The sequence below is a fragment of the Arachidicoccus rhizosphaerae genome, assembly GCF_900107765.1.
Taxonomy (GTDB): Bacteria; Bacteroidota; Bacteroidia; order Chitinophagales; family Chitinophagaceae; genus Arachidicoccus; species Arachidicoccus rhizosphaerae.
The window spans coordinates 1-17,491 of record NZ_FNQY01000030.1 but is presented as its reverse complement, the minus strand read 5'-3'; the positions used below and the strand labels follow the sequence as shown (position 1 = coordinate 17,491).

The window sequence follows — 17,491 nt, the reverse complement described above, 5'->3', positions numbered from 1 at the left end:
TGGCGGGCTGCTGCCTGCTGCCTGGGCCCGGACTCTCTGTATAAAACCATCCGCCCTTGTATACACGTATACAAGGGCGGATGGATGTTGGAGGTAGTTGATTTCCGGTTCTCAGGACAGCGTATTACTTAAGAAAGTGTCTTACACCTTGACGTAGATTTTCTTTTTATCCATAAAATAAACGATGATCCACATAAAGATGATAAAGCAGATGGCATACAGCAGGCTGCTGTTGTATTCGCTGCTGAATACCGGTTTACAGACATGGTCGTAAAACCAGGCCAGCGGATTGGTATACACCGGCTGCCCGTTTTCTGTACCGGCCGGGATGCGGATAAGCCATAAAATACGGGGCAATAAACCACTGAGTACAAAAATGAACAGCGGATTTTTTCCAAAGACATTAAAGAATTTATCCAGCCAGATCCGTTTGTTTTTAAGTTCAATAAAATAAATAACCACAGCCAGTATGGTCAGCGCCCATCCTGAGGTCAGCAGTACAAAGGTGCTGGTCCAGATTTTTTTGCTGACGATAAAAAACTGTCCCCAGAAAGCTCCCACAAAGAGCAGCAGGGCACCGGCTACAAACAGATGGGTGACCATTTCATAGCTCTTGCCTTTCAGCTGAATATATCGCCCGGTCAGATATCCTATTATTACCTGCACAACAGGCGCTGCCGAGCTGGCGATACCTTCCGGGTCAAAGGGAACGCCTTCCCCGTGGTACATGTGATTGGTACCTAAAACAGGTATATCCACCTGTCCGGTACCAAACCAGCCCTGTAAACTATATGGATCGCCGGGGGCACCCAGCGCATAACATATCCACCAATAGCCCAGCAGTATCAGCACGCTGATAATAATAGCCTTTTTGGGCGTACAATAATAAACAATAAGGGATCCGAACAGGTAAGCTACCGCAATGCGTTGCAAGACGCCAAAGATGCGGATATGCTCCCAGGATTTAGCCACTAAATGATCCCCATCCCACTGCACAAAGGGGAACCAGTTCAGAAATAATCCGATCGCAAAGATGAGGAGGCTTCTGCGTATCACTTTTGTCAGGAAGGCTTTATTACCCTCATCGCGTAATCTGGGAATGACGAAAGCCATGGCGTTGCCCACCACAAAAAGAAAAAACGGAAAGACCAGGTCGGTGGGGGTACATCCTGCCCACTGGGCATGATCCAGCGGCGCGTAAATATGAGACCAGGAGCCTGGATTGTTGACGGTAATCATCAGGGCTACTGTCATGCCACGGAATACATCCAAAGAGTAATACCGCTCTTTTTTCATCGGTGCTGTTTTTAATGATAAAATGAAAAACTTGCGGTAAGTTACGCTAAATTACCAGCTTAAGAAGTATCTCCCTTGGGAAAATATTCAAAGCGGGAGATAGCCCGGGTTAAATGCCGTCCTGGGAGATGAACTTCAGGTTGCGCATAATGCCCTGGTATTTAGATCGCTTTAATGGCGATAGCCGGAAAATCTTTTTAAATGCGTCTTCGGTAAGATCCAGCCATTGTTCGGTGGTAAAATCCAAAATCTCCGCAATAGGGGTAAAAGCGGCATCCTTGTGCGGTGTGCTGAACCGGTTCCAGGGGCAGACCTCCTGGCAGATATCACAGCCAAAGGCCCAGTTCTGAAAATCAGATTTCAGATCACCCGGTAAAAGTAAATCCTTGAGTTCTATGGTAAAATAGCTGATACACTTATTGCCCTGGATGACTTTATCAGGCAGTATCGCATCTGTAGGGCAGGCGTCAATGCAACGCGTACAGCTGCCGCAGAAATCTTTGGCCAGCGGCTGATCATAGATCAGCTCCCAATCAATAATCAGAGAAGCGATAAAGTGATAGGACCCGGCGCCTTTATTAATCAGCATCCCGTTTTTGCCTACCCAGCCCAGGCCGCTTCTGCCGGCCCAGGTACGCTCCAGCACCGGGGCGCTGTCTACAAAGCCCCGGCCCTGGACATCTCCGATCTTTTCTCTGAGCTGGTGGATAAATTCATGCAGCCGGGCTCTTATAATTTCATGGTAGTCATTCCCGTAAGCATATTTTGAAATTTTAGGGCGGTCAGGCTTCTGCGTCTCGGACGGATAATAGTTTTTCAGCAGGGTAATCACGGATCTGGCACCGGGTACCAGCTTCGTGGGATCTGTTCTGAGTTCAAAATAATTTTCCATATAATGCATGTTGCCATGCATGCCTTTGTTGAGCCAGGCTTCCAGCCTGCGGGCATCCTGATCCAGCGGAGCGGCTTTGGCAATCCCGCAGTGCTCAAAGCCGAGTGCTGCGGCAATAGTTTTAATAATATGGGTTCTGGTCTCCAGGTCCACCGGTAAAAATTAAGGCTCTTTTAGATAATTATGCCTGCAAAGTAGGTACTTTTGACACATTCCAGGCTAGGGGCAAAGTTAGCAAAGTCACTTTGGATAGCCATGGTTCTTTATTTATAGCATTAAAAATACACGAGGGTGATGAAAAATATTGTCTGTTTTGCGCTGGGGTTGGTGATAGCCATTTTTAGTTCCTGCGGTTCTTCTTCGGATTTTACACCGGCGGACAATGCTTTAGTCGCCGCCCAGCAGTTTTTAGGTGGTTGTCTTAAAGGAGATTTTAAACAGGCCGCTTATTATCTGTCCGCTGATTCGACCAATAATCAGCAGCTGGCTGCGTTGAAAGAAGCTTATTATCATAATAGTAGTGATCAGCGGGTGGAATACCGGTCCTCCAATACGATCATAGAAAATGACGAAGTCGTATCGCCCAGCGAGGAGATCATTACCTATCAGAACTCTTATGATAAGATTACCCGTAAATTGAAGGCGGTTAAGACAGATAACGGCTGGAAGGTGGATCTTAAATACACCTTCAGCGGAAACTTATAAGACTTTTTTGGAGACCTGCGCTGCGAACAAACATTAGTAGTGCGGGCTTTTTACCCTCAATATCCTCCTTATTGCCAAAATTCCACAAATTTTTTGGCAAAAATGATTGTAGTCCATATATGTAGTGTACCTTTACAGCGCAAAAGCAAATTAACAATTTTGATTCACATTTCATCTTTAAGAGAAGTTGAAAAATTATCACAAATACTACAATCTGAAGGACACGCATATCGTCTTTATGTGTGCTAAGATTTCTATTGTTAATGCACCCCGCTCATTTTTCCCAGTAAGCCGACGACCGAGGCTTTAATTTCTATATCCCTATATAGAGCCTTACTTTGAAACCCACAAACTTCGCCTGTTAGGGCGGTGGAGTTTAATTGTTACACCATTAGTGTATCTATCAAACGTGAATAATAACAACAACAACAACAATAATGATATTGTAGTTCGTGTAGCCTGTGAGGGTGATACGCACTATGCGCAGGAAATCGTAGATGAAATGGCTTCATCTGCCAAAGTTCGTGGAACCGGTATTGCCAAACGTAGCCCGGAGTACGTGGCTAATAAAATGCTGGAAGGCAAGGCGATTATTGCCCTGACCACCGGCGGACAATGGGTCGGCTTCTGTTATATTGAGGAGTGGAGCCATGGTCAGTTTGTCGCCAATAGCGGTCTGATCGTTTCTCCTAATTTCCGCAAAAGCGGTGTGGCCAAAAGAATCAAAGAGAATACCTTTGCGCTGTCCCGGAAAAAATATCCGGATGCCAAAATCTTTGGTCTCACCACCGGGTTAGCCGTTATGAAGATTAACTCAGACCTGGGTTATGAACCGGTTACCTATAGCGAACTGACCGATGACGAAGCTTTCTGGGCCGGATGCAAGAGCTGTGTGAACTATGACATTCTGATGAGCAAAGGCCGGAAGAATTGCATGTGTACGGCGATGCTTTTTGATCCCAAGGATCATTATCAGCCCGAAGAAACACAGGAGCATTTTAAGGAAAAATCTAAAATCTATGAAAGGCTGCTGCGTTTAAAACAGCATAAGTTTTTACAGGCTTTTCGTAAGAAGGATAATAACAATAAAAAAATGCAGGCCTCGCAGCCACATAACAAACCATTTAATGGTTTTTTTGAAAAATTAGGATTATAATTTATATTACCACTTCCGGGAGTGCAGATGAAAGTAAGGTTCTTTCAGGGGCATTTCGCAAAGGGCAAACAAAAATGTAAACGAGTAAGCATTATGGCAAAATCAATTGTACTGGGTTTTAGTGGTGGACTGGACACCACCTTTTGTGTGAAGCATTTTCAGGACAAAGGTTATGATATCCATTCTATTATTGTAAATACGGGCGGTTTCTCTGATGAGGAACTTAAAAAAATTGAGGAGCATGCCTATAAGCTGGGCGTGAAAACCCATACCGCCGTCAATGCCATTGAAAATTATTACGACCGCATTGTAAAGTATCTGATCTTTGGCAATGTCTTAAAAAATAATACCTATCCGCTTAGTGTCAGCGCCGAAAGACTGGTGCAGGCGCTGCATATGGCAGAGCACGCCAAGAAGCTGGGAGCTGACGCCGTGGCACATGGAAGCACAGGCGCCGGTAATGATCAGGTTCGTTTTGATATGATCTTAAATACGGTTACTCCGGGTATTGAAATTATTACACCGATCCGGGATCTGAAACTAAGCCGGGAACAGGAGATTGCCTATCTGAAGGAAAAAGGTGTAGACATGAATTTTGAAAAAGCAGCTTATTCCATTAATAAAGGACTTTGGGGTACCAGCGTCGGCGGAAAAGAAACACTTTCTTCCAATGGCTTTTTACCCGATGAGGCCTGGCCTACGCAGGTGACCAAGACAGAACCTGAAGCCTTGAAACTTTCTTTTGTCAAAGGAGAGCTTTGCGCCGTCAACGACCAGAAGTTTGATCATCCTACCAAAGCCATTCAGTACCTGCAGCAAATAGCCGGACCTTTTGGTATCGGCCGCGACATCCATGTAGGGGATACCATTATCGGAATCAAAGGTCGCGTGGGTTTTGAAGCGGCCGCTCCGGTCATCATCATTAAAGCCCACCATAGTCTGGAAAAACATGTGCTGACCAAATGGCAGCTGAGCTGGAAAGATCAGATTGCCGCGTTTTATGGTAACTGGCTGCATGAAGGCCAGATACTGGATCCTGTTATGCGGGACATGGAAGCCATGATGACCAGTGCACAAAAACACGTAACGGGTGATGTCTTTTTACAGCTGTATCCCTACCGTTTTCAGGTACTGGGTATAGAATCCCCTTTTGATCTGATGAGCGCCAAATTTGGTAAATATGGGGAAATGAACAGCGGGTGGACCGGTGAAGACGTGAGAGGATTCTCGAAGATCTTCGGTAACCAGGTCGCTATTTATGAATCCATTAAAGAAGATCAGCAGGGAAAAGAAAGTTAGAAAGAGACTTTGGAATTTCAGCATATTTGGCGGGACAAACTAGTAGGTACCGCATTAATTATTGACAGAATATAAATAAAAGAGAGGTTATTATGGCTAAAATAAGAGTTGGTATTATCGGCGCAGCCGGTTACACAGGCGGCGAATTGATCCGATTATTAATCACACATCCTGAGGTGGAACTGACTTTTATGCATAGTAACAGTAACGGTGGCAATCCGGTCTATCAGGTGCACCAGGATCTGATTAACCATCCGGAACTGATCTTTACCAAAGAACTTTCCAGTGACGTAGACGTTCTGTTTCTTTGTCTGGGGCATGGCAATTCTAAAAAGTTCCTGGCAGAAAATGAAATAGATGCAAGGATCCGTATTATAGATCTGGCCAATGACTTCAGGCTGGTAAAAGATAAAGCGTTTAAAGGAAGAGATTTTGTTTACGGGTTACCGGAAATCAACCGGGAAGCCATTAAAACGGCTAAAGATGTGGCCAATCCGGGTTGTTTTGCTACCTGTATCCAGCTAGGGTTATTACCGCTGGCCGCTGCGGGTCTTTTAAGTGAAGTTTATACTACTGGTATAACTGGATCCACCGGAGCCGGACAAGGACTTTCTGCTACTTCTCATTTTAGCTGGCGGGCTAATAATATCCAGGCTTATAAAACCCTGACCCATCAGCATCTGGATGAGATCCAGCAGTCGCTGCATCAGTTGCAGCCCTTACTGCCGACATGGGCGGAAAATAAAGAAATCATCAATTTTGTTCCATGGCGAGGGGACTTCCCCAGGGGAATATATGTCAGCTCCACGATTACCTGTGATAAGGATCTCGCTGAATTAAACGCACTGTATCAGGATTTTTATAAAGAGGCCCGTTTCACCTTTGTCAGTGAACAGCCGATTTTCTTAAAACAGGTGGTCAATACCAATCTTTGTGTGATCTATCTGGAAAAGGTCGGCTCAAAACTGGTGGTACATTCGGCTACCGATAATCTGTTAAAGGGCGCTTCCGGACAGGCCGTTCAAAATATGAATTTGATGTTCGGGCTGGAAGAAACAACTGGTCTGAACCTGAAAGCCAATTATTTCTAATCTCGCTTGGTCAGCTTTTAAATGATTGTAAGCTGCAAAGCGGTTAAACTACAAAAATTATGTCTCTGTTTCCCGTATATCCACTTTATGATATTGCCATCACCAGAGCCCTGGGTTCCACGGTCTGGGATGACAAAGGACAATCTTATTTAGATATGTATGGCGGTCATGCCGTCATCTCCATTGGTCATACGCACCCGCATTGGGTGAAGCGTATTGAAGATCAGCTCCATCAGATCGCTTTTTATTCCAACTCCGTACATATTCCTTTACAGGAACAGCTGGCGGAAAAACTCTGCCAGGTTAGCGGTAAAAAAGATTATCAGCTGTTCTTATGTAACAGTGGAGCGGAAGCCAATGAAAATGCTTTAAAACTGGCCTCTTTTCATACGGGCAGAAAGAAGATCGTTGCCTTTAAAGGCAGTTTTCACGGCAGAACCTCGCTGGCGGTCGCTGCTACAGACAATCCGGCCATCGTGGCGCCTGTGAATGAAACGGATAATATTGACTTTCTGCCATTTAATGATGAAGCGGCGTTAAGTGACTATTTTGCTAAAAACGGTGATCAGGTGGCAGGTGTTATCATTGAAGGTATTCAGGGAGTAGGTGGAATAAGAGTTGCCACGGACAGCTTTTTGCAGCTGATCCGCAGCCTGTGCGATAAAAGCGGCGCCGTTTTCATTGCCGACAGCGTGCAGTGCGGTTATGGCAGAAGCGGTAAATTCTTCTCTCATGATCATAGCGGTGTGAATGCGGATATTTACTCTATGGCTAAAGGCATGGGTAATGGGTTTCCTATTGGCGGTATTCTGATCGCCCCGCAAATCAAGGCCTCTTTCGGCATGCTGGGTACTACATTCGGAGGCAATCACCTGGCCTGTGCTGCAGCACTGGCCGTTCTGGAAGTCATGGAATCAGATCATTTAATCCAGCAGGCAGCAGATCATGGTCAGTTCTTGATGGAAGCGCTGGACGCAGTGCCGGGTCTGAGAAATATCCGGGGTAAGGGCCTGATGATTGGTTTTGATACCGATGATTCATTAAAGGATTTACGCAAGCATCTATTATTTGATAAAAAGGTATTTACAGGAACTGCCAAACCAAATGTTGTAAGGCTGTTGCCTTCTTTGGCCATCAGTAAGCCTGAACTGGAACAATTCCTGGGGCTGCTGGTAGAATCAGTAGAAGCGTTAAGCGGCGTGCAGGCTTAGTTTTGTAAAGGCAATATGCGTTATCACACCAACAATTAAGTATCTTTACCGGTCTACTGGCATGTCTTGGACAAAATATGCCTCTGGCCTCTAAAGCAGTTATATCGTTTTTTTTGTTTTTTGTTTTTTGTAATTTGGTCAATAATTAATCGTTTTAATTAGTTCGAAAAATGGAAGAATCAATTCCCGCGGGGTCTGTCAAATTAAAAGAAACCGGCTCTCTATTAACCGGTAAGTTTACGACAGCAACGGATGTATCAGATATTGATGCACTCGTAAAAAAGGCGCTTGAATATAAAGCAGATCCTTATAAAGACAGTCAGCTGGGTGCCAGAAAGCGCATCGGCCTGCTGTTTTTAAATCCCAGCCTGAGGACACGTCTGAGTACGCAGATCGCGGCCAGAAATCTGGGCATGGAAGCCATCGTGTTTAATGTAGATAAGGAAGGATGGCAGTTGGAATTTGAAGAAGGTGCTATCATGAGTGGTAATACTTCTGAACATGTGAAGGATGCGGCGCCTATTCTGGGAAGCTATTTTGACATTTTGTGTATACGGACGTTCCCGTCTCTGGTCAACAGAGCGGATGATTATAGTGAGCTCTATATCAGTGAATTTATCAAATATTGCGGCAGACCGGTAATCAGTCTGGAGAGTGCGACACTGCACCCGCTGCAATCTTTGACCGATGTGATTACCATCACGGAGCAGGTTCAGCAGCGCTCAGCGGATTTTAAAGGCCGCAAGCCTAAGGTAGTGCTGACCTGGGCGCCCCATGTAAAACCATTGCCACAGTGTGTGGCCAATAGCTTTTCGCAGTGGATGTGTGCCTGGCAGGGGAAGAGTGAATTTGTGATTACACACCCCGAGCATTACGAACTGGCCGGCGAGTTTACTAGTAGTGCCACCATAGAATACGATCAGGACAAAGCGCTGAAAGATGCGGATTTTGTCTATGTCAAGAACTGGAGCACTTATAATGATTACGGAAAGATTTTTGAAAATGACCCGTCCTGGATGTTGTCGCTGGAAAAATTACAGCTGACCCGTCAGGCAAGAGTCATGCATTGTTTACCTGTTCGACGTAATGTTGAACTCAGCGATGAGGTACTGGACAGTACCCATAGCATCGTAACACAGGAAGCGGGTAACCGGGTCTGGGCAGCTCAGGCGGTTATCAGCGAACTATTGCGACGCTAGGTGCATTGTTCCGGAATTGAGTCCCGTCAGGCCGCCAAAAGCCGGCCTGACGGAGGCTGAAGAACTTCAAAGGTAAATGATGGGTGACGGGTCCAACCGACATTTACTTTTGAATAAATTTATGGAACAATTATTTGTAATTAAGATTGGTGGGAATGTAATTGATGACCCCCAGAAACTAGAGGGATTTTTAAGAAGTTTTGCCTCCGTAAAAGGTAAAAAGATTCTGGTACACGGGGGCGGCAAGATTGCTACCAAAATCGGAACGGGATTAGGAATAGAACCTAATTATCACCAGGGACGACGTATTACCGACGACAAAACCATTGATCTGGTAACTATGGTTTACGGCGGCCTGGTCAATAAAAAGATTGTAGCCAGCCTGCAGGCGCTTGGAAACAACAGTATTGGTCTGACAGGTGCTGATGCCAATGTGATTCGTGCTGTCAAAAGACCGGTCAAGGAAATTGATTTTGGCTGGGTCGGAGACATCCCCCGGCACAGCATCAATACTTCGTTTTTAGTTTCTTTATTCAGTCAGGATATTACTCCTGTATTTGCTGCTTTAACACACGATAATCAGGGACATATATTAAATACCAATGCTGATACCATTGCTTCCCAGTTAGCCGTATCGCTTTCCGGTGCTTTTGACGTAAGGCTCATTTATTGTTTTGAGAAAAAAGGCGTGCTGATGGATGTCGAAGATGACCACTCAGTCATCGGCAGAATTGACCATGCGCTCTATCAGCAGCTACTGACAGAAAAAAAATTATTTGAAGGGATTATTCCGAAAATTGATAATGCTTTTGATGCCATCAATAGCGGCGTCAGGGAAGTTTTGATCGGAGACAGTAGTGATCTCTTAGCCAACACAACGAAAGATACAACAGGCACGCTCATCATTTATTAAACAAAAATAAAACGCAGATATATTATAATTTGCTGATTGTGAGACGGGTATCTTGCAATTCAGGGATTAGATATACCTGGAAAACAAAAACGCATGGACTTAGATTTTCTTTATGAAGATGCTGTCAGTTTACTCAAGCAACTGATAGCAACGCCTTCTTACTCCAGACAGGAGGAAAAGACGGCGGTTATTATCCGGACTTTTTTACATAATAAAGATATTGCTGCCAGGCAATATCTGAATAATGTGTGGGCCACCAATAAATATTTTGACCCCTTAAAGCCAACCATTGTCCTGAACTCTCATCACGATACCGTAAAACCCAACCCGAAATATACCCGTTCCCCATTTGTTCCGGAAGTTGAAGCGGGCAAATTATATGGTCTTGGCTCTAATGATGCCGGCGGTTGCCTGGTGTCACTAATCGCCACTTTTGTTCATTTTTATGATAAGGAGAACCTTCCTTTTAATCTGGTTATTGCGGCAACGGCTGAGGAAGAAATCACCGGTAAGGATGGTATCGAAGCCTTACTGAAACATTATGAATTTCTGGGCAGCCTGCATCATCCTGATTTTAAAAATCAGCAGGATCGGTTCACTGCCATTGTAGGGGAGCCCACTAAGATGGATCTGGCCATTGCCGAAAAGGGACTGATGGTGCTGGATGCCAAGGCTCAGGGAAAGGCCGGGCATGCTGCCCGCAACGAAGGCGTCAATGCGCTGTATATCGCTCTTAAAGATATCGAGTGGTTCGAGCATTTTAAATATCCCGAGGATTCCGAGTGGTTGGGAGAAGTGCATCAGACGGTAACGGTTATTGAAACAGAAAATAAAGCACATAACGTTGTACCTGCAGAGTGTAGCTTTGTAGTGGATATCCGTATCCCGGATTGTTATACGCATGAACAGGTGCTGGAAATTATACGACAAAACATTAAAAGTGATTTTAAGGAACGCAGCATCCGGCTTCGTTCTACCCGTATCGAAGTAGAACATCCGCTTGTCGCTGCTGGCATTAAATTAGGAGGTAAGCCTTACGGTTCTCCAACCTGCTCCGATAAGGCGCTTATGCCATTCCCGGCACTTAAATGCGGACCCGGCGATAGTGCGAGATCGCATACTGCCGATGAATACATCTATCTGGAAGAAATCAAAAACGGTATTCAGCGCTATATCCAGATGCTGGAAACGACACAGTTTGCGGGATAGGAGATTGGACCGGCGTTAACAACGACTAAAATAGGTAACAAATAAAAGGCAACTTAATTAAAACACTTAGGTGTTGATTAAGTTGCCTTTTATTTTAAGCTGTTGTGCTTACAATGGATTATCCAGCCCGTTATCCACATATTCTAAAATATCACCCGGCTGACAATTTAAGGCCTGGCAGATAGATTCCAGGGTACTTAACCGGATGGCTTTTGCTTTTCCGGTCTTCAAAATAGATAAATTGGAAAGCGTCAGTCCGACCTTTTCAGAAAGTTCATTTAGAGACATTTTACGCTTTGCCATCATGACGTCGAGATTGATTATTATGGGCATGGATATTATATGGTTAAATCGTTTTCTGCCTGCATTTCAATTCCTCTTTTGAAAATAAGGGCAATAATATAAATAATTGCGGACATTAAGATATACGCCTGGCTGTCACCCCAAAATGTGTTAAGACTACCGGTGATCAGACCATGATGGTCCATATTCCGGGCTGATTGAAAGGCAATATAGCTGATAAGGCCGATGGAAAACGTGGTCTTACTGATTTTACTGATCTGCATTGCCACAGGAAGCTGAAAAGGGTTGGATATGTCCAGAGTTTGCATAAGTCTGATGACTAAATAAAACAGGTAAGCTTTTAAAAAGGTAATGAAAACAGCGAGACTGAACATAGAAGGGAAAATCCACCTGTTGTGGTTGTCAGGGCCGGTGACTGCCGTTTTTTGGTTAAAGGCAGCCGAAATAGATGGGTAATTAAATAACAGTACACCTGCCTGGATGCATAAACCGATAAAAATAAGCCATGTAATAACTTTTGCTCCGGTTAAGATTAGATTATCTCGTTTTGTCATAACAATTAGGTTTTAATTTATGGTTGTAAAAATAATAAATATTTATTGAAAAACAATAAATATTTACCGTTTTATTAAAATGTAAAAATTCATTCAATGAGATGCTTTAGTAAAGCGCAGGAGGAATGTAAAAAAGGACTATTAGGGCAATTCAACCTTGAGAATATGACGCTTAGACAAATAGGAGCCAGAATAAGGCCGCCGTAAAACATAAAATGAGAAGGTTCTAACTGTTAACTGAGGCTGCGCGGGTGCAAATTGATAAGCCCGCGCAAAGGGCTATAATTGCCCCATGCTTATGTCAAAGGGAAATGCGACCTGGGGCCTGCCGAGTGTGAACATCCGGGTAAAAGAAAAGCAATCAGGAGATTTCTTCTCCTCTTTTCTGGCGGTTATAAGTTCTGTGGATTTTAATCATTGTATAGCCAGAGGCTAACAGGATAACCCAGAGTGTAAAGGATTTTCTGGTAAAGACAGAACGACTGAAAAAGTCGCTCATATAGATCAGGCAACAGATAACTGCCAGTACCCATAGAACACTTAGCCAGATGACCTTGCTTTTATTCAGGTGCTTTAAATCGAAAAGATTATGCTTGCCCTTGTTATTTTTTGCTTCTTCCATCATAGGTAAATATTTTGGGGTTTTAGTGGGGCGTTTCCCACAATAATCCGGAGATTTTGCCTTGACTTCCATTTAAAAGTAGCTAAAAAACGGGATATTGGATATAAAAACTGTGAAAAATCTGCCGGAAATCCTCCCCGAGGTCTTAATTTTAGGATAATAATTAAAGAAATACACCCTTATTTTTTAAATAATTACACGCTTTTATGCATGATTTGCTGACAGAAGAAAGAAAAAGATTTCAGGTAGACAGGCTTATTTTATTTAGCGATGCAGTCTTCGCGATCGCCATTACCTTATTGATTATTGAAATCCACCCACCCAGCTTAGAGGGGCTTCCTGCAACAGATAGCGCTTTTGGTGAGAAAATGGCGGAGATGATACCGGAATTTATCGGCTTTTTTATGAGTTTTGCGCTCATAGGCCTGTACTGGTCCAAACATCACGCTGTATTTGGTTATATAACAGATTATAGTCCAAAGCTGATCTTTTTAAATCTGGTGTTACTGGCCGCTATTGTTCTGATGCCTTTCTCCACACAGGTTTATAGCGCCTATGTCTCGGAGAAATATGTACATCTGCTCGGGCCGTTTTTAATATATAGTCTGAATATAATCCTTTGCGGGCTGGCTAATTTCTGGATCTGGGTCTATATTACCAAACCGGGGAACCCGGTCTGCAAACAGGTCTTCCCAAAAAGATTTGTACGTAATGCGAAACTCAGGGCTTTGGTGCTCCCTTTTACATTTTTTATATCCTTTATGGCCTGCTGGATATTTGATGCAGTCTGGGGCAGATATTTATTAATGTTGATTCCGTTTTACTTCCGGTTGATAAAAGATGATCCGAAAGAGAAAAAAGAAGTCAGGGCAGGCAAAGCCGGCAAGTAGGTGGAAAGGAGGAATAGGAGTAAAAATAGGCTGAAATCAACTTATTGAAAATAAGATCGTTACATAAATCCTTTGGCCCGGAGTCTTTCATAGACCTCATAGATTTCTTTTTTAAGATTGGGTTGCAGGTATATGGTAATGACATCCTTTTCCTTAGTTGTAGGTTCCTGAAGCGTATCAAACTGGCTTTTAAGTAAGGCGGCCGGCATAAAATGGCCTTTTCTTGCCGCCATCCATTTGTGTATCAGGGAAAAAGAACCTTTTAAATAGATAAACTGTATTTTGGAGATATGGTTCCTTAAGGTGTTCCGGTAGTTTTCTTTCAAAGCCGAACAACTGACAATCACCTCTTTCCCTTCGCTGGTGAGTTCCCCTACCTTGGTATGGATGGCGGCCAGCCAACCGGCCCGGTCCTGATCCGTTAAGGGGTGACCGTTATGCATTTTGGCAATATTTTCAGGGGAGTGAAAATCGTCGCCTTCCAGAAATATCGCACCGGTTTTTTTCTCAATGGCCTTTGCTATAGTGGACTTGCCACAACCTGAAACCCCCATTACGATTATACATTTTCCCTGCATCTTTCTAGTATTTGTCTTCCAAAGATATCATAATCCGCCCTAAATACTGTTTCTTTGCAGATGAAATCGGCACTGGTTTAATGGATCAGTCTGCCATTATCAGTTGAAATATTAAATAAAAGCAATATCCATGAAACTCTGGGCAAAAAGTACCACGGCACTCAAAGAAGTTGAACAATTTACGGTTGGCAAGGACCGGGAATTTGATACCCAACTGGCACCTTTTGATGTACTGGGAAATATGGCCCATGCCACGATGTTATCCACCATCGGGTTGCTGACCGAAGGGGAAAAAGAGGATTTGCTGGTTGCCTTAAAGGATATTTATAAGCAGATAGAGGCCGGTGACTTTCGTATACAGGATGATGTGGAAGATATCCATTCTCAGGTGGAATTTATTTTGACCCGGAAACTGGGAGATACCGGGAAAAAGATCCATGCGGCCAGAAGTCGTAACGATCAGGTTCTGGTAGACCTGAAGTTGTTTTTACGTTCTGAAATTGAAAAAATTACCCGGGACGTCCGCTCCTTATTTGATTTACTGATAGAGAAAAGTGAAGCTTATAAGGATATTTTATTGCCGGGTTATACCCACCTGCAGATCGCCATGCCTTCCTCTTTTGGATTATGGCTGGGTGCTTATGCGGAAGGCTTGGCAGATGATATGCTGAGCCTGCAGGCTGCCTATCAGGTGGTGAATAAAAACCCGTTAGGATCGGCTGCCGGATATGGCTCTTCCTTCCCCGTTAACCGGACCCTGACTACGCAGTTGCTGGGGTTTGCGGATCTGAACCATAACGTGGTGTATGCCCAGATGGGAAGAGGCAAGGCGGAAAGGGTGACCGCTATGGCGATGGCGGGGATTGCAGAAACACTGAGCAGGCTGGCCATGGACTGCTGTTTATACCTCTCTCAGAACTTCTCCTTTATTTCTTTCCCACCGGAACTGACTACCGGCAGCAGTATTATGCCGCATAAAAAGAATCCGGACGTCTTCGAACTGATCAGAGGATATAGCAACAGGATCAAGGCGCTTCCTAATGAAATTATGATGATGACCACCAATTTACCTTCCGGTTATCACAGAGAGTTGCAGCTTTTAAAAGAACATCTGTTCCCGGCTTTTCAAACCCTGCATAACTGTATTGAGATGACGGGTCTTATGATCAGCCATATGGAGGTTAATAAAGGCATCGTTGAAGATCCTAAGTATAAATATATCTTCAGTGTGGAGGAGGTCAATAAACTGGTACTGGCAGGTATGCCTTTCAGGGATGCCTATAAAAAGGTCGGCCTGGAAATCGAAGCCGGTAAGTTTGAATATTCCACCGAGGTGCACCACACCCATGAGGGAAGCATCGGTAATCTGTGCACCGGGCAAATTAAATCCAATATGGAGAAAGCACTGGACAGCTTTGATTTTGCGACTTATCATAAGGCGATAGAAGCACTGTTGAAGTAAGGCAGAGGACCGGTTAGCTTATTGCTTGTTTTTATCGTTAAACCTTTAAATGTACAGGGATGCTGGTTGAACCTAAAGGCAGGATTTATCACGCTTTATTTTGTACCAGCTTGCTGGTTCTAGGATGGCTGTTACCGGGTTGTCAAAGTCAGCATGGAGCGCCTCGGGAGGCTACAACTAAACAGCCGGATACGGTAAAGGTTTTCCAACTGCGGCCGGATGTTCACGGTTTAACGGCGGATTTTAAGTCATTTTGGAACTATTGGTATGACAGTATCGATCTGACAAGAGATTTTTTGCCCCTGGATACAAAAGGGGATACCCTTTCTAAGCTTGCATTTTTAAAGCAATTACATACCGGCAGATACATGGCGGCCATCACCCGGATTGAAAGGCCGGATCGTAAAGATGTCAATCAGGATATTTACACATATCAACTCCTTTCTTTGCCTTCCTCTTCAGATCCGGTCATTAAAAGTCTGATTGAACAATTAACTGCGAAGGCCCTGCATGATTATAAAATGGAAGGGCAGCCTTTGCCCGGTTTTAACATGACGGCCATTGACGGTAAACGCTATACTAACGAAAATTGTAAGGGACGTATTTTGGTGATTGATACCTGGTTTGTCCGTTGCGGTGCCTGCGTGAGGGAAATGCCTGAACTGAATAAATGGGTATATCAAAATAAGGACAGAAAGGATGTACTCTTCTTAAGTCTTTGTCTGGATAGTAAAACTGCCATTGAAAACTTTCTCCAAAAGCAGGGTTTTGCTTTTGACATCGTGGCGGATGCTAAGGATTATATTGAACAGAAACTGGATATTCAGGAGTTTCCGACAAAGATTCTGGTGGATAAATCAGGAAAAATAGTCCGGATAGGAAGCTACGCTTCCATCCGAAGGGAAATGGAAAAATTGGCCGGTATCTCAAACGGCGGCTAATGATTTTCCGGGGGAAAAGTGAAGAACCGTTCCTGCTAATTACAAGTGGTAATTTAATTCCCTGGCTTATTAATGAAGTGATTTTCTGCCATCTTCAAATACGACATTTAAATCGATCGCTGCCTGAGGCTGTCTCGGCCATATGTCACTACGGACACCGAAATACATCACCTTGTGGAGCTCATTGGTTTGCTGGATGGCGGCTATCGCCTTTTTAAACCGGTCCAGACTAACGGCATCGATGTTAAATAAGCGTTCCGGTTCCCGGATAACGGAGGGGGAGAATATTTTCTCTACGGTATTGCCTTTTATGTTAACCAGCTGCGTATAGCCCTTATGATCTGCAGGCTCATAGTTGACGCTGATTAAATCCTTATAGAATAGCAGGGATTCAATTTTCTGGTCGCCAATAAAGCCGACGGCTTTGTCGTAAGCCATGTTAAAGGCGTCTTCGTTAAAATTGCCTTTATAGTGAAAGGTGAATTTCTGAGGATAATATTTTAATTTGATCCTCAGCCAATCCAGATTACCTGACATCTTAAAAGGTACCAGAAAACCGGTGAAAAATAGGACCAGGATCAAAAAAAGTATTTAAGATTCTTGAAATCTTATTTTGTGATTGACCTAATAATGTCAGCAAAGCACCTTTGCCTTCCTTGTTGTATATCTGATGGGGATAATTTACAGCTTTAACGGGCTCTTTTTCGCTATCACTGTCCTCGGCATTTATATTAAGTTGCCTGGTTTTATTTTCCGGTGTCTTTGCTAAGATGGTGCCCATGCCCGGACTTAGCGGGTCTTCCTGGAAGCTGATATATTGGATATCCTGCAAATTATTTAAGGCTTCCTGCGTCATATATTGGCGGATCGTTGTCTGGTAGATATCACCCGGGGAAGGATATACGGTCAGCTGAAAAGTCATCAGCTGATGGGGCTCCATTAGTCTCAGGCCTGCGAACTGCATATCGTCAATGTGGGCGGTGACGGTGTGCCCCGGTTCTTTACTTTGATGGAGGGCGCTGTTATATTTGGCTGTTTGGTAGCGTACAAAGATGTACACGAATAACCAGCCCAAACCTATCGAGCCCACAATATTGACTATCACCATCCATATTGGCATAAAACCTTGTGTGGTTGCTATAAATAGCCCGGCTACCATACCGGCAACCA

At 44.0% G+C, this 17,491-nt stretch carries 19 protein-coding genes; 11 read left to right on the top strand and 8 right to left on the bottom strand.

Going from position 1 to position 17,491, the window contains the following annotated elements:
- Nucleotides 1-141: 141 nt before the first annotated feature.
- Entirely contained in the window at nt 142-1,296 is a 1,155-nt protein-coding gene (locus BLU80_RS17230) for an acyltransferase family protein (protein ID WP_091400944.1), read from the bottom strand.
- Between the two features lie 109 nt (nt 1,297-1,405).
- Complete coding sequence (queG, locus tag BLU80_RS17225; RefSeq protein ID WP_091400942.1) at nt 1,406-2,341, bottom strand: tRNA epoxyqueuosine(34) reductase QueG; 936 nt, start codon at nt 2,339-2,341, stop codon at nt 1,406-1,408.
- Nucleotides 2,342-2,482: 141 nt separating this feature from the next.
- Between queG and BLU80_RS17220 the strand changes: the two genes are divergently transcribed.
- The 8 genes from BLU80_RS17220 (at nt 2,483) to BLU80_RS17180 (ending at nt 10,971) form a co-directional block, all read left to right on the top strand.
- Complete coding sequence (locus BLU80_RS17220) at nt 2,483-2,893, top strand: hypothetical protein (RefSeq protein ID WP_091400940.1); 411 nt, start codon at nt 2,483-2,485, stop codon at nt 2,891-2,893.
- A gap of 409 nt (nt 2,894-3,302) precedes the next feature.
- Nucleotides 3,303-4,049, top strand: a complete 747-nt coding sequence (locus BLU80_RS17210; protein ID WP_244518995.1) for a GNAT family N-acetyltransferase — start codon at nt 3,303-3,305, stop codon at nt 4,047-4,049.
- A gap of 93 nt (nt 4,050-4,142) precedes the next feature.
- Complete coding sequence (locus BLU80_RS17205; RefSeq protein ID WP_091400936.1) at nt 4,143-5,348, top strand: argininosuccinate synthase; 1,206 nt, start codon at nt 4,143-4,145, stop codon at nt 5,346-5,348.
- Nucleotides 5,349-5,440: 92 nt separating this feature from the next.
- A complete protein-coding gene (gene argC, locus BLU80_RS17200) occupies nt 5,441-6,439 on the top strand; it encodes an N-acetyl-gamma-glutamyl-phosphate reductase (protein WP_091400934.1) in 999 nt (332 codons plus the stop codon).
- A gap of 59 nt (nt 6,440-6,498) precedes the next feature.
- Nucleotides 6,499-7,650, top strand: coding sequence for an aspartate aminotransferase family protein (locus BLU80_RS17195; protein ID WP_091400933.1), 1,152 nt, complete (start codon nt 6,499-6,501; stop codon nt 7,648-7,650).
- Nucleotides 7,651-7,820: 170 nt separating this feature from the next.
- Entirely contained in the window at nt 7,821-8,849 is a 1,029-nt protein-coding gene (locus BLU80_RS17190) for a Rossmann-fold NAD(P)-binding domain-containing protein (protein WP_091400931.1), read from the top strand.
- A 121-nt stretch (nt 8,850-8,970) separates the two neighbouring features.
- Complete coding sequence (argB, locus tag BLU80_RS17185; RefSeq protein ID WP_091400981.1) at nt 8,971-9,762, top strand: acetylglutamate kinase; 792 nt, start codon at nt 8,971-8,973, stop codon at nt 9,760-9,762.
- Nucleotides 9,763-9,855: 93 nt separating this feature from the next.
- Nucleotides 9,856-10,971, top strand: a complete 1,116-nt coding sequence (locus BLU80_RS17180) for a M20 family metallo-hydrolase (protein ID WP_091400930.1) — start codon at nt 9,856-9,858, stop codon at nt 10,969-10,971.
- 108 nt (nt 10,972-11,079) lie between these two features.
- Here the strand turns inward: BLU80_RS17180 and BLU80_RS17175 are convergent, their stop codons facing one another.
- The 3 genes from BLU80_RS17175 to BLU80_RS17165 form a co-directional block, all read right to left on the bottom strand.
- On the bottom strand, nt 11,080-11,277 hold the full coding sequence (locus BLU80_RS17175; RefSeq protein ID WP_244518994.1) for a helix-turn-helix domain-containing protein: 198 nt from the start codon (nt 11,275-11,277) through the stop codon (nt 11,080-11,082).
- Nucleotides 11,278-11,309: 32 nt separating this feature from the next.
- Entirely contained in the window at nt 11,310-11,828 is a 519-nt protein-coding gene (locus tag BLU80_RS17170; protein WP_091400926.1) for a DUF2975 domain-containing protein, read from the bottom strand.
- 361 nt (nt 11,829-12,189) lie between these two features.
- Nucleotides 12,190-12,453 (bottom strand): hypothetical protein, encoded by a 264-nt coding sequence (locus BLU80_RS17165; RefSeq protein ID WP_139188192.1) that lies wholly within the window; start codon nt 12,451-12,453, stop codon nt 12,190-12,192.
- 203 nt (nt 12,454-12,656) lie between these two features.
- On the opposite strand from BLU80_RS17165, the gene BLU80_RS17160 reads away from it, so the two are divergent.
- Entirely contained in the window at nt 12,657-13,340 is a 684-nt protein-coding gene (locus tag BLU80_RS17160; RefSeq protein WP_091400923.1) for a TMEM175 family protein, read from the top strand.
- A 59-nt stretch (nt 13,341-13,399) separates the two neighbouring features.
- On the opposite strand, the gene BLU80_RS17155 is transcribed toward BLU80_RS17160, so the two are convergent.
- Entirely contained in the window at nt 13,400-13,918 is a 519-nt protein-coding gene (locus BLU80_RS17155) for a gluconokinase (RefSeq protein ID WP_091400922.1), read from the bottom strand.
- 130 nt (nt 13,919-14,048) lie between these two features.
- Here BLU80_RS17155 and argH point away from each other — a divergent pair, with 130 nt between their 5' ends.
- Entirely contained in the window at nt 14,049-15,380 is a 1,332-nt protein-coding gene (argH, locus tag BLU80_RS17150) for an argininosuccinate lyase (RefSeq protein WP_091400920.1), read from the top strand.
- Between the two features lie 59 nt (nt 15,381-15,439).
- Nucleotides 15,440-16,321, top strand: coding sequence for a TlpA family protein disulfide reductase (locus tag BLU80_RS17145; RefSeq protein ID WP_091400918.1), 882 nt, complete (start codon nt 15,440-15,442; stop codon nt 16,319-16,321).
- 69 nt (nt 16,322-16,390) lie between these two features.
- Here BLU80_RS17145 and BLU80_RS17140 read toward each other — a convergent pair whose 3' ends face one another.
- Both BLU80_RS17140 and BLU80_RS19595 read right to left on the bottom strand, forming a co-directional pair.
- A complete protein-coding gene (locus BLU80_RS17140; protein WP_091400917.1) occupies nt 16,391-16,858 on the bottom strand; it encodes a hypothetical protein in 468 nt (155 codons plus the stop codon).
- Between the two features lies 1 nt (nt 16,859).
- Nucleotides 16,860-17,491, bottom strand: a 632-nt coding sequence (locus BLU80_RS19595) for a hypothetical protein (RefSeq protein WP_170831276.1), incomplete at its 5' end; no start/stop codon positions are given.

Coding starts and splice junctions, on each gene's coding strand:
- BLU80_RS17230 (WP_091400944.1), bottom strand. CDS start 1,296: ATGAAAAAAGAGCGGTATTACTCTTTGGATGTATTCCGTGGCATGACA.
- BLU80_RS17220 (WP_091400940.1), top strand. CDS start 2,483: ATGAAAAATATTGTCTGTTTTGCGCTGGGGTTGGTGATAGCCATTTTT.
- BLU80_RS17205 (WP_091400936.1), top strand. CDS start 4,143: ATGGCAAAATCAATTGTACTGGGTTTTAGTGGTGGACTGGACACCACC.
- argC (WP_091400934.1), top strand. CDS start 5,441: ATGGCTAAAATAAGAGTTGGTATTATCGGCGCAGCCGGTTACACAGGC.
- BLU80_RS17195 (WP_091400933.1), top strand. CDS start 6,499: ATGTCTCTGTTTCCCGTATATCCACTTTATGATATTGCCATCACCAGA.
- BLU80_RS17190 (WP_091400931.1), top strand. CDS start 7,821: ATGGAAGAATCAATTCCCGCGGGGTCTGTCAAATTAAAAGAAACCGGC.
- argB (WP_091400981.1), top strand. CDS start 8,971: ATGGAACAATTATTTGTAATTAAGATTGGTGGGAATGTAATTGATGAC.
- BLU80_RS17180 (WP_091400930.1), top strand. CDS start 9,856: ATGGACTTAGATTTTCTTTATGAAGATGCTGTCAGTTTACTCAAGCAA.
- BLU80_RS17175 (WP_244518994.1), bottom strand. CDS start 11,277: ATGATGGCAAAGCGTAAAATGTCTCTAAATGAACTTTCTGAAAAGGTC.
- BLU80_RS17170 (WP_091400926.1), bottom strand. CDS start 11,828: ATGACAAAACGAGATAATCTAATCTTAACCGGAGCAAAAGTTATTACA.
- BLU80_RS17165 (WP_139188192.1), bottom strand. CDS start 12,453: ATGATGGAAGAAGCAAAAAATAACAAGGGCAAGCATAATCTTTTCGAT.
- BLU80_RS17160 (WP_091400923.1), top strand. CDS start 12,657: ATGCATGATTTGCTGACAGAAGAAAGAAAAAGATTTCAGGTAGACAGG.
- BLU80_RS17155 (WP_091400922.1), bottom strand. CDS start 13,918: ATGCAGGGAAAATGTATAATCGTAATGGGGGTTTCAGGTTGTGGCAAG.
- argH (WP_091400920.1), top strand. CDS start 14,049: ATGAAACTCTGGGCAAAAAGTACCACGGCACTCAAAGAAGTTGAACAA.
- BLU80_RS17145 (WP_091400918.1), top strand. CDS start 15,440: ATGCTGGTTGAACCTAAAGGCAGGATTTATCACGCTTTATTTTGTACC.
- BLU80_RS17140 (WP_091400917.1), bottom strand. CDS start 16,858: ATGTCAGGTAATCTGGATTGGCTGAGGATCAAATTAAAATATTATCCT.